The 15,560-nt window shown below is 32.4% G+C and carries 14 protein-coding genes; 11 read left to right on the forward strand and 3 right to left on the reverse strand.

Annotation, left to right across the window (positions count from 1 at the left end; translation table 11 throughout):
• The first annotated feature begins 110 nt into the window (after positions 1 to 110).
• A complete protein-coding gene (locus QZ824_RS02165; RefSeq protein WP_291274396.1) occupies positions 111 to 509 on the forward strand; it encodes a hypothetical protein in 399 nt (132 codons plus the stop codon).
• 248 nt (positions 510 to 757) lie between these two features.
• A complete protein-coding gene (locus tag QZ824_RS02170; RefSeq protein ID WP_291274397.1) occupies positions 758 to 1,120 on the forward strand; it encodes a hypothetical protein in 363 nt (120 codons plus the stop codon).
• 344 nt (positions 1,121 to 1,464) lie between these two features.
• On the opposite strand, the gene QZ824_RS02175 is transcribed toward QZ824_RS02170, so the two are convergent.
• A complete protein-coding gene (locus tag QZ824_RS02175) occupies positions 1,465 to 2,061 on the reverse strand; it encodes a hypothetical protein (RefSeq protein WP_291274398.1) in 597 nt (198 codons plus the stop codon).
• Between the two features lie 323 nt (positions 2,062 to 2,384).
• Between QZ824_RS02175 and QZ824_RS02180 the strand changes: the two genes are divergently transcribed.
• From QZ824_RS02180 to msrB, 6 genes are all read left to right on the forward strand, one after another.
• Complete coding sequence (locus QZ824_RS02180) at positions 2,385 to 2,816, forward strand: lipocalin family protein (protein WP_291274399.1); 432 nt, start codon at positions 2,385 to 2,387, stop codon at positions 2,814 to 2,816.
• A gap of 239 nt (positions 2,817 to 3,055) precedes the next feature.
• Entirely contained in the window at positions 3,056 to 3,439 is a 384-nt protein-coding gene (locus tag QZ824_RS02185) for a hypothetical protein (RefSeq protein WP_291274400.1), read from the forward strand.
• Positions 3,440 to 3,511: 72 nt separating this feature from the next.
• Complete coding sequence (locus tag QZ824_RS02190; RefSeq protein ID WP_291274401.1) at positions 3,512 to 4,606, forward strand: two-component regulator propeller domain-containing protein; 1,095 nt, start codon at positions 3,512 to 3,514, stop codon at positions 4,604 to 4,606.
• 138 nt (positions 4,607 to 4,744) lie between these two features.
• On the forward strand, positions 4,745 to 5,440 hold the full coding sequence (locus tag QZ824_RS02195; RefSeq protein WP_291274402.1) for a type II CAAX endopeptidase family protein: 696 nt from the start codon (positions 4,745 to 4,747) through the stop codon (positions 5,438 to 5,440).
• A 90-nt stretch (positions 5,441 to 5,530) separates the two neighbouring features.
• On the forward strand, positions 5,531 to 6,283 hold the full coding sequence (locus QZ824_RS02200) for a phosphatase PAP2 family protein (protein ID WP_291274403.1): 753 nt from the start codon (positions 5,531 to 5,533) through the stop codon (positions 6,281 to 6,283).
• A 93-nt stretch (positions 6,284 to 6,376) separates the two neighbouring features.
• Positions 6,377 to 6,916 (forward strand): peptide-methionine (R)-S-oxide reductase MsrB, encoded by a 540-nt coding sequence (msrB, locus tag QZ824_RS02205; RefSeq protein ID WP_291274404.1) that lies wholly within the window; start codon positions 6,377 to 6,379, stop codon positions 6,914 to 6,916.
• 31 nt (positions 6,917 to 6,947) lie between these two features.
• Here the strand turns inward: msrB and QZ824_RS02210 are convergent, their stop codons facing one another.
• The gene (locus QZ824_RS02210) at positions 6,948 to 8,183 is read right to left on the reverse strand and encodes an O-antigen translocase (RefSeq protein WP_291274405.1); all 1,236 of its coding nucleotides are present in this window, start codon (positions 8,181 to 8,183) and stop codon (positions 6,948 to 6,950) included.
• Positions 8,184 to 8,238: 55 nt separating this feature from the next.
• Positions 8,239 to 9,225 (reverse strand): GNAT family N-acetyltransferase, encoded by a 987-nt coding sequence (locus tag QZ824_RS02215; protein ID WP_291274406.1) that lies wholly within the window; start codon positions 9,223 to 9,225, stop codon positions 8,239 to 8,241.
• Between the two features lie 61 nt (positions 9,226 to 9,286).
• Here QZ824_RS02215 and QZ824_RS02220 point away from each other — a divergent pair, with 61 nt between their 5' ends.
• The 3 genes from QZ824_RS02220 (at position 9,287) to QZ824_RS02230 (ending at position 15,542) form a co-directional block, all read left to right on the forward strand.
• A complete protein-coding gene (locus QZ824_RS02220; protein ID WP_291274407.1) occupies positions 9,287 to 11,092 on the forward strand; it encodes a gliding motility-associated C-terminal domain-containing protein in 1,806 nt (601 codons plus the stop codon).
• 96 nt (positions 11,093 to 11,188) lie between these two features.
• Positions 11,189 to 14,212, forward strand: a complete 3,024-nt coding sequence (locus tag QZ824_RS02225) for an amidohydrolase family protein (protein WP_291274408.1) — start codon at positions 11,189 to 11,191, stop codon at positions 14,210 to 14,212.
• Positions 14,213 to 14,252: 40 nt separating this feature from the next.
• A complete protein-coding gene (locus QZ824_RS02230) occupies positions 14,253 to 15,542 on the forward strand; it encodes an amidohydrolase family protein (protein WP_291274409.1) in 1,290 nt (429 codons plus the stop codon).
• The last annotated feature ends 18 nt before the right edge of the window (positions 15,543 to 15,560 follow it).

Below are 15,560 nucleotides of genomic sequence, written 5' to 3' on the forward strand. Positions count from 1 at the left end.
GTATTCATTACTTAAAAGTAGTATATTTGAGTTTATAAAGGTTAGTTAGTAAAGAAGTTTAGCTTTTTAGACGAACTGACGTTAGCACCAATTATTGAAAAAATACCCTTATGAAAATTAAATTATTATTTTTAATTCTATATTTCTTATTATCATGTAAGAAAGAAAGAGTTACTGAAAAACAAGGGCTAGAAAATGTAATTTTAAAAAAAGCTACTGAAACTATTGAAGTAAATAAAATGATTAAAAATGATTCCAAGATTAGCAATCATATGATTTTGGGTGTTTGGACTAATGGAAGTACAGAAAATGCCACTTTTGAAATAAAATCAAATACAATTTATTATGTCGATGACTTTAAAGATTATAATTACAGCTTACAGAATGATACTATCGAAATAAATTATCCTGATTATGTTTATCGCGCAAAAGTTTTGTTGAAAAATGATACTTTGATAATGAACTCGAAAGAATATAATCAAGCGAAATATTGGAAGTTTAAAGAATAACTGTTGCTAAAAGCAGTAGCTATTGTACAACCAACATTTTTTAAAAACAAACTACAAAAAGTATAAATTTCAACCTCTTTTAAAGCATTTACTTGTAAACCCAACTAAAACTATAATTTTAAATTTATCAAATATTCATTACTAAAAAATAGTATATTTGAGTTTATAAAAGTTAGTTAGTAAAGAAGTTTAGCTTTTTAGACGAACTGACGTTATATGCAACTTTAAAAATACAGATCGTATTATAAATGAGAAAGTTAACAATTGGATTTCTGACACTTTTAGTACTAATTATTGGAAGTTATATTGTATGGTGGAATTTGCCTTTAACAATTAACAGAAGTTCTGACATAAAACTTGGTGAAAAAATAATTGAAAACATCGAAAAATATCAACGAGAAAATGACTTACCTAACGATAACGATTGGAAAATTTTAAAACGATTTGGTTTTCGTGACAAAATTGACTTTTTGCAACCAGAGTATAGAAAACTTGATGAAAAGAACTTTGAGTTAGTTTATGTAGAAGGTTTTGACGGACCATATTTAATGTGGAATTCAAGGGAAAGAAAATGGAAAGAAGATTATCCGACATTTGAAAAACCAAACTAAAAATGAATAAAAAAGCTGCATATAACAGCTGTAACTGTTGTACAACCACCATTTTTTAAAAACAAACGCAAAAAGTATACATTTCAACTGCTTTAGAAGCTATTTTCTATAAAAATCATCCATTAGAACCAGGGCCAATAAATTAACCGAAACAAATAATTGTAAGGTAAAATTCTTCTTTCCTTGCATCAATAAATATACTATTGCTGTGCAACTTTTTATATATTTGAGTTGTCCAACCTGCACAAGGTATTGGCAAAAAAAGGCTGACGGTTTTCAAATACCTCTTCTTCACCAATACCCAAACCATTGTGCGCAAGTTATCCCCTATCCTATAAAAGCAGCTATCTTCTAGGAAATATAGTACCCGCGGAAAGAAATATAGCAGCCGCAGAAAGAAATGTTGCAACCACATAAAGAAATATTGCAACCGCGGAAAGAAATATTGTAACCGCGAAAAGAAATGTTGCAACCGCAGAAAGAATTATTGCAACCGCGAAAAGAAATATAGCAACCGCAGAAAGAATTATTGCAACCGCGAAAAGAAATGTTGCAACCGCAGAAAGAATTATTGTACCCGCGGAAAGAAATATTGTAACCGCAGAAAGAAATATAGCAACCGCAGAAAGAAATGTTGCAACCGCGGAAAGAAATGTTGTAACCGCAGAAAGAAATATATCAACCGCGGAAAGAATTATTGCAACCGCAGAAAGAATTATTGCAACCGCGGAAAGAAATGTTGCAACCGCAGAAAGAAATGTTGTAACCGCGGAAAGAAATGTTGCAACCGCGAAAAGAAATGTTGTAACCGCAGAAAGAAATATTGCAACCGCGGAAAGAAATATTACAACCGCAGAAAGAAATATTGTAACCGCAGAAATAGAATAAGCTCCTGCCAAAATAGATAAGACAACCGCACCAGTAAAGCAGGCACTTCCCAAAAATTAAAAAGCAAGATTAAACATGAAAATTGGAATGTGAAAAGTTATGGCTTCATACAACAGGCGTAGCTTGTACAACCACCATTTTTTAAAAACAAGCTACAAAAAGTATACATTTCAACCTCTTTTAAAGCAATTTAAGAGAGGTTTGTTTTTTGTTCTTCAACATAAACATGGGAGTTTTTTAGAAGTATTTTGCTTCTTCGCTAAAGATCCTATGGATTTTTCATGGTCTGATATTATGACATTTTACCTCAACGTATTAAATTTAAATTATTAATTTTACAAACTGTGAAACCAAAAATCATTCAAAAATTTCAATTATGACTAAATTAAAAAACCTTTTTCTAATTCTACCTCTAATCATCTTTAGTTTGTATTCTTGTAGTAAAAGCGATCCAACTCCAGAAACTGTACCTGTAGCTTTAGAAGGTAAATGGCAATATATAAAAACTGGCACTATTACAAATAACCAAGAAGTACTTACAGATTACCAACACGCTTCAGGTTGTACCAAAGATTACATAGAAATACAAGCAGGTGGAGTTATTAAAAGTCACGAATTCGATAATCCAAATTGTCAAGAAACAATAAATACTGGAACTTGGACTAGAAATAACAATTCAATAACAGTAACATATCCAAGTCAACCTACTCTTAATGGTGAAATTCTAGAACTTACAAATACAACACTAAAAACAAAATTTATGAACCCTGGAATAACTGATGTAGAAGTACTGACTAGAATTCCATAACATTTTAAAAAAACGTCGGCTAACAATCGTCGGTGTTCCATAACTTCTTTTTTAAGAAAACATTAAAAGTAACCTCTTTAGAAGCAATTTTAAAGAGGTTCTTTATTTTAGTTACAGTTCAACACCTGCATTTTTTTACATGTATTATTGTATATTTGTTAAAGAAGCTTTGATTTTTTCATAATTTGAAATAGTAACCACCCAATAAAAAACTTAGTAAAGAACCCCAACTGGCTGAAATGAAAAACAAAATTTTAAATTTACTTTTAATTATCACTTCGTTATTAGGCTATTTAGAATGGAGTGGAAATAATCATTCATTTCTTTTTCAAGCAGAAACCGAAATACTTTCAAAACTATTTAACTCCCCGAATTCAATTTTGCATCCATTTACAATAGTACCCTTGTTAGGACAACTAATATTAGTTATTACGCTATTTCAAAAAACGCCAAACAAAATATTAACTTATATTGGCATAGGTAGTTTAGGCATTTTGCTACTATTTATGTTCATCATAGGGTTATTGCATTTAAATTATAAAATTATCCTTTCAACAATTCCATTTATCCTCCTGTCAATTATTACAATAAGACATTTTCAAAAAAGAAAATTGAACAACTAATCGAGTCCAAGTCTTTAAGAATAGATAAAATAAAACGAAAATAAACTTCAATAACTACATTAATACTTAAGTATGAAAATAACAAAATTAATTAGCACTCAATCGATAATCAGTTGTATAGGGCTACTCTACTTAAGTGCTTTTGAAGGACAATCCCAAAACCTAAATACAAATAAAGTAATTCAAAAAGCGGATTTATTAATAGAAAATAAACCCGAAAATACAATAGACAAAAATATTCGAAGCATTTTTCAGGACCGTAATGGTAATTATTGGATTGGAACAAATGGAGCAGGTGTTTATCGATACGACGGAAAAATAATCACACCATTTACTACAAAAGATGGACTTGCTGACAATCAAGTAATATCTATTCAAGAAGATGGAGATGGTAATCTATGGTTTGAGAGTAGCTCCTTTGCAATTAGTAAATTTGATGGCAAAAAATGTAGTATTCTATCTGATACAATACATGTAACAAATGGTACAAATATCGAATGGCAATCAAAAAAAAGTGATTTATGGTTTTATGGTGGTAGTGGCGTGTTCAACTATTGTGCGAACTCAATTGACTATTTACCCTTTATTCCAAGAAGTTCAATAAAACAAATCTTCCAACCGTTTTCACTTAGTCGCTACAGTGTTTACTGTATTCTTAAAGATAGCAATGGGAATGTTTGGTTTGGAACACAAGCAGAAGGAATATGCAAATTCGATGGTAACTCATTAACGTGGTTTAAAGAAAAAGGACTAGCTGGGCCTGCTGTGCTTGGTATATTTGAAGATAGTAAACATAACCTATGGTTTGGCAATAATGGTGGTGGGCTATTTCAATATGATGGAAAAAATTTAAGAAATTTAACAGAGGAAAAGGGACTAAGCAATCCTGATTTTAGAACAACTGGAACATCTAATTCAACTTCCCTAGCTCGTGTTTATTGTATTAATGAAGATCGTAGTGGAAACATTTGGATTGGGACTGTAGACGCAGGAGTATGGAAATATGATGGAATCAACTTAACTCACTACGGCATGAAAGATGGACTTACTAGTGATGCTGTTAATACAATATACAAAGATAAAAGTGGAGAACTTTGGTTTGGAACTGATAGCAACGGAATTTATAAATTTAATGGTACTACGTTTACTGAATGTAATTGGCAGTAAAATAAAAACACTTGCCAAGGTTGAATAAAGAAACAGCTCTACCTCAACTTTTTTCGTAATTATAATGTATTTTTTAGAAACCTAAATTTAATAGTCTATTTTAGCACGTTTTGCAAAACATTAAATTAAAGAAAGTAAATGTTACAATTAATAGGATTACTAGCTATATCATGGTTACTTGTTTGGCTATTTAGCAAGAAAAATTTATCCGTTTTAGGTGGTCAACCAACGAAAGAAAGACTATTTTATTTTATTATTCTTTTTATAGTTTCTTCATTAATTTCTGCTACTACATTTCTGCTAAAAATGTACTTCGCAAAAGAAGAATATACCTTAAATCAGTCACTAACAACAGAAATTTTTTTTACTGAAATTGGGAAACAAATTAGAACCGTTTTAACGGAAGAATTAGTTTGTAGAGGAGTGCTGCTTTACTTACTCATTAAAAAAATAGGACAAACCAAAGCCCTATTTTTTTCTTCTTTATTTTTTGCAGCTTTGCATTGGTTAAATAGTGAAATCTGGGGAAATGGAATGCAAATGATATTGGTTTTCATCTTTACATTTACTATGGGATTTCTGCTAGCTTATTCATATGCACGCACGTATTCAATACTCATGCCTTTTGCAATACATTTGGGTTGGAACTTAACGCAAAACTTCATATTTCCTGACAAAGCAACAACTATTTCTATTTTCATATTAGCATCCCCTCCACCAACAGTAACAATTTCCTATCTAGCTTTTTTTACTATGCTCCTATTGCCAAAAATAGCAGTACTCCTTATCAACTATAAAATAATAAAAAAACAACAACAAGTAAGAATACCTTAGTAAAAAAAATCAGCCTTTAAATAAATGCGCTTAACTTTTAATCTAACTTCATTTTTAGTAAATTTACAAAACCAACCAAAAAGCAGACTTATGAGAGGATTAGGTTTACTTCTATCCCTTTTACTATTAGGACAAGAAATTAGCGCACAAGAAAAAAATCAAGATTCAATTCAAGTCAACAAATCAAAAAAAACTTTCAATTATAAAAGTTTGCTAGTTCCAACCGTACTTATAGGTTATGGTGTAGTTAGCCTAGAAAATCATACACTGCAAAACTTGAACAACAGTACAAATGAAGAATTAAGAGAACACATAGACAAACGGTTTACTTTAGATGATGTCACCCAATATATGCCTTTTCTATCTGTTTATGCCCTAAATAATTTAGGTGTAAAAGGGAAACATCAATTCACAGATCGAACACTAATTCTTGGGACAGCATATCTGATTATGGGTGCAACCGTCAACATACTAAAAAAAACAACTTATGAAATGCGTCCTGACGGTTCTTCTTCCAATTCATTTCCTTCAGGACATACAGCAACTGCATTTATGGGAGCCGAGTTTTTATACCAAGAATATAAAAACACCTCTATTTGGTATGGAATTACTGGATATGCCATAGCAACGGGTACAGGATTTTTCAGAATGTATAACGATCGACATTGGTTAAACGATATTGCTACTGGAGCTGGAATAGGCATATTGAGTACTAAAATAGCTTATTGGCTTCATCCACACATTAAAACACTATTATTTAAAAACGAAAAAAAAATAAATGGCATGGCACTCCCCTATTTTAATGGAAAGGAATATGGTGTAAGTGTAGCCCTTCGTTTTTAACCCAACGAAAGAACAAGTGTTATATTTATGCTAAAATTGACGCACTTCACAACTCAGAAAAAATATTTATGTACTTTTAAAAAAGTATAAGCTATGAAAAAAAGTGTTATAATTGGACTGCTTTTAACTTTATGCAGTTGTCAATCTCAAGACAAGAAGAAATCGGTGCTTACATCCAAAACATTTAAAACTGAAGCAATAAAACCAACTGATTTAATAAAAGAAGAACAAGCTATGAAATTTGAAATAACCAAGTCATCTGAAGAGTGGAAAAAACAATTATCTGCTGAAGAATATGAGGTACTAAGAGAAAAAGGAACCGAGAGACCTTATACAGGAATTTATGATAAGCATTTTGAAAAAGGATACTATGTTTGTGCCGCTTGTGAAAATCCTTTATTTACTTCAGACACCAAGTTTGATTCTCATTGTGGTTGGCCTTCTTTTGATGCTGCAATTAAAGGGGCTGTCATTTATGAAAAAGACAACAGTTATGGCATGCAACGAATAGAAGTAATGTGTGCTAAATGTGGAGGACATCTAGGACATGTTTTTGATGATGGACCAACTGAAACTACGGGTATGCGCTATTGTACAAATTCAATTTCTATCAAATTCATACCTCAAAAATAAAGAACAAATTAAACTATAAAGGATGAAAACACTAGTCTAAACTTTTACTAGTGTTTTTTTTATATACTAAAAGCATGACAAGCAAATAAATAAAATAAGTAATAGCATGTGCTTTTACAACGCCCAATAAACCTTCTTCTAGCAATAAATGATGAGTTAAAAGATATAAGATAAAAAGAGAAAACAATTCTGTTACTAGGAATAATCGCGTTGCTTTCCTAGCAATTAAAATATAACCAAAAAGTAAAGAAATCGCTTTTAAAAAATCTCCTAATAATTGCCAAAAAAATAAAGACTCCATGGAATGAAAATCAGGGGAAAAAACTAAAGCAATAATCTCCTTACGTAAAAAAAACAATACCACTAAGCCCAAGCCAAACAACGGAATAATATGCTTTACATAATCTAATACTAAAGCATGCTGTTTCTCTTTAGAAACATGTTGGGCTAATTTAGGCAAAAAATAAAGGGACAAAATACTCGATATAAAAATCAAATAGTAAGAAGAAATTCGCTGTAAACCTTCGTAAATTCCACTTTCATATAACCCCTCTACATCAATCATCTCATTTCGAATTTGAAGTAACACATAGGAACCCACAACACCCGAGACTAAAGCCATAAGAGCAAAAGAAGTAAAATGTTTGAGAAGAGTAAAATCAAAATTTTGAAACGAAAACACTTGATTAAACAAAGTAATGCGATGACAATACAACAACAAAACAAAAAATAAAACTACAGGAACTAAAATTAGTGACACCAATGCACCTAATGTAGTAAAAGATACAATTAACCATAGAGAGAGTCCCAAACTAATCCCACTTGCCAGCAATTGAATTTGAATGATTTTTTTGTAATAATGTAACCCATTAACCAAAGCCAAAAGAAAACTACTTCCGGTATACAAAGGGAATAGTATAGCTAACAAATAGAAGATATTTCGATAAAAAATTTGATCATGAAGTACAGCATGTGTTAAATAATCAACACCTAAAATACAAAAGAAGCTAACGAAAAGTGAACTTAAAAAGAGAACCAATCCAGCCGTAAAAACAGTCTTCCGATAAGCCGCTGATCCCAATGGATGAGGCGCCAAATAAGTGACTATTCCATTCTGAAAACCCAATAAAGCAATATGTTCTAAGAGTGATAAAAAACTTCTAAACGAGCCTATCAAACCCATACCCACTGGACCAGCATAAGAAGCGATAGCATTAGAGGTAATAAATCCAAAAACTAATTTCAAAAAAATATGGATACTATTCAAAGATAGTATTTTGAGAATCGGCTTCTGATGAAGATTGGAAAAAAAACTCAAAAGATTACTTTTTTAAAATAACGTGATCTAAATAATTAAAATGTTGCGTTGGCAGGCTATAAAAGTAGTGAACAAAAGTTCGTGCACCAAAACCTTCTTTCCAAAAGTGTAAGCCTTGATTAAGTTGCGTTCCATTTTGTTCGTTAGAGTTACCAAAATCAAAATAATGATAATCCTTAAATACACTTGTAATCAACTCATAAAATAAATAATCTAACGCTCCATGCTGATTTTTATTTCCTATTCCCGAAATATATTGCACATGAACCACTTCATTATTAACAAATAACGTAGCTCCAGCTAATAATTGTTCCGCTTGATAGCAATTGAATTGTAAAATCTGTTGTGGGAAAAGAGCATGTAAATGTTGAATTTCATCCAATCGATGCACCGGTTGAAGCTGATGGCGTTCTTGTAAATTGGGTACTAAAACAGTATTCCAAAAACTTGTGAAATCGGTTTCTTGTTTTATTTGAAGTCCTAATTTTTGAGCCTTTTTTACGCCCTCCATTCTGCATTTATCAATAGTAAAAGGAGCTCTTAAATCTATCGTAGTTGATGAATCAACGCGATACAAATGAGCTTGAACCAAGTGCAAAACATAGTTGATTTCCTCAGCGGGCGAAGTACAATAAAACTGAGGAATAGGCTTTAAATATAAAGTCGAAAATTGAGCCTCATGAAGAAATTGTAAAAGTGTCTTAAATAATAAAAGATATTTATCTAATTTCAAATCTTGGTCAATAACTAAGCCGCCATAAGATAACCCGTAATGAGAATACAAAGCATTTGCCTTTCTGTGAGCTGGTAAAAGTGCCTTAATCTTATCTTTTGCATCAAATACAAGTAAAGAATAATCTTCAAAACGATCTTGATGATAGCTCATAAAATCACGATGAAACAAGAACGTAGCGTTCTTAGCTCGCGCCACAAAGGCATTCCATTGTGCATAATTTTCGGACTGATAGCGTATAACTTTATATTTTTCCATAGTATAAAACTTTGGAAAATTAGTAAAATTTATTACTTTGGTAAAATATTATTTAGGGAAAATGAATATACGACTAAAACTACTTTTCCTTTTACTTTGTTTTCAAGCCACTTGGAGCCAACAAAGTATTACATTGTACAACCAATTTAATGGAAGGTATGATTTTACATTTGTAGGCAATACCCTAAATGAAAATGAAAATTCTTTTCAACTAAGTCCAACAATTTTAACAAGTTCAAGTGCTAATTTAAACCTAGGTACTGGCGACAACATTGAAGCAGCTTATCTATATTGGGCTGGTTGTGGTACTGGAGATTTCAATATTCAGCTAAATGGCACACCAATTAATGCAACACGAACATTTTCTAATATTCTAGTACAAGGAACTGACTATAATTTTTTTAGTGCTTTTGCCGATGTCACTTCACTCGTTCAATCACAAGGCAATGGTACTTATACTGTTTCTGACTTAGACGTTTCTTCTTTCATTAACTATCACTTTGAAAACAGAACCAATTTTGCTGGTTGGGCCATGGTTATTATTTATAAGAACAATGCCTTACCACTCAATCAATTAAATGTTTATGATGGGCTACAAGTCGTTTCCATTGCTCAAAACTTTTTAGATGTTTCGCTTAATGCACTCAATGTTATTGACAATGCAGATGCTAAAATTGGTTTTGTAGCTTGGGAAGGTGACTCAGGATTAGAAGTAAACGAAACACTGAGAATAAATGGAAACATAATAAGTAACCCACCGTTAAATCCAGCAACAAATGCATTTAATAGTACGAATTCGATAACTAATTCCAATCAACTGTACAACATGGATTTAGATGTCTATAACATTCAAAACAATATCAATATTGGCGATACTTCTGCTCTTATTCAATTAACTTCTGGACAAGATTATGTAATGATAAATGCCATTGTCACTAAATTAAACAGCCAGCTTCCTGATGCAACAATTGAAATAGAAGAGATAGTACCTGTAGCTTGTAATTCAAGAGAAATAACTATCAATTATGAGGCTTTTAATGTAAATGCTACTGCCAATTTAAATCCCAATACCCCTATCACTTTTTATGCCAATGGAATAGCTATAGGCACTACTTTCACACAAAATACAATTCCTATTGGAGGTTCAGAAACAGGAAGCATCACATTAACTATTCCTCCATCAATTCCTTTATCATTTACATTGACAGTAGTCATCGATGATACAGGAAACGGTACAGGAGTGGTAACTGAAATTATTGAAAACAATAATAACTTTTCATTAGAAGTAAACTTACTGACTGCTCCGGTCTATAATCAACCTGAAAATCAAACCAGTTGTAATCTAGGTTTTACTAGTGGCATTTTTGACTTTTCTTCCTATGAAAACGAAATAAAAACAAATCCTTTACACGTTGTGACATTCCACGAAACACAACAAGACGCACAAAACAATACGAATAGCATCGTTAATACCAACCACTATGAAGCAACCACTACACCAAAAACCATTTGGGTACGAATTGAAAATGAAAATGGTTGTTATTCCATCACATCGTTTTTATTATTAACTAAAAACTGTCCTCCCATTATTTACAATGCTGTTTCACCCAATAATGATGGATTAAATGACCTATTTTTTATTAAAGGGTTACGTAATATATTTTTAAATTTTCACTTAGAAGTATACAATCGCTGGGGAAGATTATTATGGACCGGTAATAACAACACACCCGATTGGAATGGAAAAGCAGAAAACAGTATCGATGGTGAACGAGTTCCAAGTGGTACTTATTACTACATCTTACATTTAAATGACCCCGATTATCCTGATGCATTAACAGGATATCTACAAGTAAAATGGGAATAAGCTAAAATTCTCATAACAAAAATCAAAAGTTAAAAAATAGACTAATCAATAAATTTGATTCAATTTTTAATACATTTAGGCCACTAATCAAAAACTATGCGAACAATTAAAGTACTCTTGTTATTGGTCGTTGTGCAATGGGCTGCCGCACAAGACTATTTCCCAAAAAATGATGGGGTAAAACAAACATTCAAAAATCAGGTAGCTTTAACACATGCTACTATTTACACCTCTCCTACTAACAAAGTAGAGAATGCTACTCTTTTAATTAAAGAAGATAAAATAGTAGAAATCGGAACATCTGTTAACATACCTAAAGAAGCCACAATATTAGACGCAACTGGCAAAACCATTTATGCCTCTTTTATTGACCCATTTACGGAATTTGGAATCAATAAACCTCAAAAAAAAGGCGGATTTAATACAAGTCCACAATACAATTCGGAACGTAATGGTTATTATTGGAACGATCATATTCGTGCAGATTTTAATGCTTACCAAAACTTAGCCTATGAAGAAAAAACAGCTAAAGAATTTCGTGAAGCAGGATTTGGGACAGTCCTAAGTCATTTGAATGATGGCATTGTGGCTGGAACAAGTTTACTATGGACTTTAAATGACAATGAAACTAATGCTACTCGTATTTTAAATAAGAAAATCGCCCAACATTTTACATTCAATAGAAGTGCATTTTCTAACCAATCCTACCCTTCGTCTTTAATGGGAAGTATGGCATTATTGCGCCAATTTTATCATGATGCCAATTGGTACGCACAAGAAGGTTCAAAAACAAAAGATTTATCTTTAGAAGCCTTCAATGAAAATAAAAATCTAATTCAAATTTTCAATGCGGGTGATAAATTGAATATTGTAAGAGCAGATAAAATTGGAGACGAATTTGGAATAACCTATTTAATTAAAGGAAGTGGAAATGAATTGGAGCGCATTGAAGAGATCAAAAAAACAAAGGCAACTCTAATCATTCCAATCAAATTTCCAGAAGCTTATGATGTATCAGATCCTTTACTTGCTAATCAAGTAACGTTAAGCGACATGCGTCTTTGGAATCAAGCGCCATTTAATCTTAAGCTTTTAGCAGAAAATGAAATTCCTTTTATTCTAACTAGTAGTGATTTAAAATCGCCTAAAGATTTTTTACCTAACTTAAGAAAAGCAGTAGCCTTAGGTTTCCCAAAAGAAAAAGCCCTAGCAGCCATAACCGAACAACCTGCCTTATTGTTAAAACAAAACAATATTGGGACACTTAAAAAAGGAAACTTAGCCAATTTTATAGTAACTTCTGGTGAGCTGTTTGATGAAAAAACAACCATTATAGAAAACTGGATTCAAGGTAATCGTTACAGCATAGATAAATTAAATCCGACTTCGATCAAAGGAAATTATGAACTCAGCTTAGCCAATGAAAAATATGAGCTAATCATTGAAGGAGAAGCAACTAAACCAGAAGTTAAAATTAAACAAGGTAACTTAGAGTTTGGAACAAAAGTTACCTTTAATGATCCTTGGTTCAACTTAGTAGTTCGTTCAAAAGACACAACAAAAACAACATTCATTCGCTTGAATGGAATTTATAAAGACTTACAATTATCAGGAAAAGGAACTAATGAAAAAGGGGAAGAAATCTCTTGGACAGCTACGCGTAAAACAGAAGAAAGTAAAAAGAGCGAAGAAGTGAAAAAAGAGGAGAAAAAAGTTGAAAACACCCTATTTCCTATTACTTATCCTAACCTAGCTTTTGGTAATTTAGAAAAACCAAAACAGGAAACACTTTTATTTAAAAACGCTACTGTTTGGACAGGAGAAAAAGAGGGTATTTTAAAAGAAACAGATGTACTAATTGAAAAAGGTAAGATCGTCAAAATTGGAAAAAACCTTTCTGCTACAGGACGAGTAATTGATGCTACAGGTAAACATCTAACTGCTGGAATCATTGATGAACACTCCCATATCGCCATCTCAAATGGGGTAAATGAAGGTGGACAAAATTCATCGGCAGAAGTAACGATTGAAGATGTTATAAATTCCGAAGACATCAATATTTATAGAAATTTAGCAGGGGGCGTTACCTCAGCTAATTTATTACATGGTTCAGCAAACCCTATTGGGGGTAGAGCAGCATTTATCAAATTAAAATGGGGATATGCACCAGAAGAAATGCTCGTAAATGATGCACCTAAATACATCAAATTTGCGTTAGGAGAAAATGTAAAACAATCCAATTGGGGTGACTATGCACGCTTACGCTTCCCACAATCACGTATGGGAGTTGAACAAGTCTATGAAGATTATTTTTCAAGAGCCTTAGCTTACCAAGAAGAATGGAAAACATACACCAATTCTAAATCAAAAAACAAAATCAAACCTAGATATGATATAGAAATGGAAGTGATTAGTCAAATTCTTAACAAACAACGATTTATCACTTGTCATTCTTATGTACAATCTGAAATCAACATGTTAATGAAAGTAGCTGACAAATATGGGTTCAAGATTCAAACTTTCACCCATATTTTAGAAGGGTATAAATTAGCAGATAAAATGGCAACTCATGGTGTTGGAGGTTCTACTTTTGCAGATTGGTGGGCTTACAAATATGAAGTGAATGATGCTATCCCTCACAATGCCGCTTTAATGAATAAAGAAGGAGTTACCGTATCCATTAATTCTGATGATGCTGAAATGTCAAGAAGACTAAACCAAGAAGCTGCAAAAACCACAAAATATGGTTCGATTACAGAGGAAACGGCTTGGAATTTTGTCACCTTAAATCCTGCAAAACTTTTACAAGTAGATCACCGTGTGGGCAGTATCAAAGTAGGAAAAGACGCTGATGTGGTATTGTGGAGCGAAAGTCCTTTATCCATATATACAAAAGCTGAAAAAACAATTGTTGATGGCATTGTATTTTATGATTTAGAAAAAGAACAAGTTAAAAATGAACAAGTACAAAAGGAACGTAATGAATTAATCAACCTACTTTTAGAAGCTAAAAATAAAGGAATGAAAACGCAAGAACCTAAGAAAAAATTAAATGGACATTACCATTGCGATACGTTAGGCGATCGATGTAAAGAAACTCACTATAAGTATAGCTACTAGTAGCTTAGTTTTGAGTACATTATCATTAAAACAAAAAAATATGAAAAAAATAACTTATATACTGCTTTTAATTACTCTCTCAGTGGTTGGGCAACAAACACCCGCTCCAAAACAAAGCAAATCCATACTTATCTATGGAGGAACCGCTCATTTAGGAAATGGAAAAGTAATGGAGCAAGCCTTGATTTCAATTCAAAATGGAAAAATTATAGCCATCTTAGATGGACGATTAGCCAAAGTCGCTCCTCATGATATACAGATTAACGCCTCAGGCCAACATATTTACCCTGGAATTATAGCACCTAACTCTACCCTAGGTTTAGTAGAAATTGATGCTGTACGTGCGTCTGACGACGAGAGTGAAATTGGTTCTTTTAATCCACACATTAGAAGCATCATTGCTTACAATACAGAATCTAAAGTAACAGAAACAGCTCGCCCAAATGGTGTATTATTGGCACAAATTACCCCAAGAGGTGGAAGAATAGCAGGAACCTCTTCTATTGTACAATTAGATGCTTGGAATTGGGAAGATGCATTAATTAAGGAAAACGACGGTATTCATATGAGATGGCCCAATAGTTATGCCAGAACAGGTTGGTGGGCTGAACCAGGAGGAATTGAACCCAATAAAAAATATGAGGAACAAGTAAAGGAAATTCAAGATTTTTTTGACCAAGCAGAGGCTTATTTAAAAAGTAATACTAGCGTAAAAGACATACCATATGAAGCCATGAAAGGAATACATGATGGCACAAAAACGTTGTATGTCAATGCCAATGGTGAAAAAGAAATTACAGATGCAATCTTGTTCAAAAGAAAAAATAACATCAAAAAAATGGTGATTGTTGGTGGTTATTATGCCTATAAAGTGGCTGACTTAATAAAAGAAAATAATATAGCTGTTTTATTGCGACGAGTACATGATTTACCATTATCAGAAGATGAAGATGTAAATTTACCGTATAAAATGGCAAGAATCTTGGTACAAAAAGGAATTTTGGTCGGACTAGAAAATGCAGGAGATATGGAACGTATGCAAACGCGTAATTTACCTTTTTATGCTGGAACTTGTGCAGCTTGGGGATTAGATAAAGAAATAGCCCTTCAATTGATAACACTTAACACAGCTAAAATTTTAGGAATAGATGCGCAATATGGCTCGCTAGAGGTAGGCAAGAGTGCTACTCTGTTTATTTCCGATGGTGATGCTTTAAATATGAAAACAAATATCCTAACTTATGCATTCATTGACGGACGACAAATTAGCCTAGAATCGCATCAAACAGAATTATACCAACGTTATAAAAAGAAATACGAACAAGAATAAAAAAAGTACTTTAAAGCC

This window comes from Flavobacterium sp., assembly GCF_021151785.1.
Taxonomy (GTDB): domain Bacteria; phylum Bacteroidota; class Bacteroidia; order Flavobacteriales; family Flavobacteriaceae; genus Flavobacterium.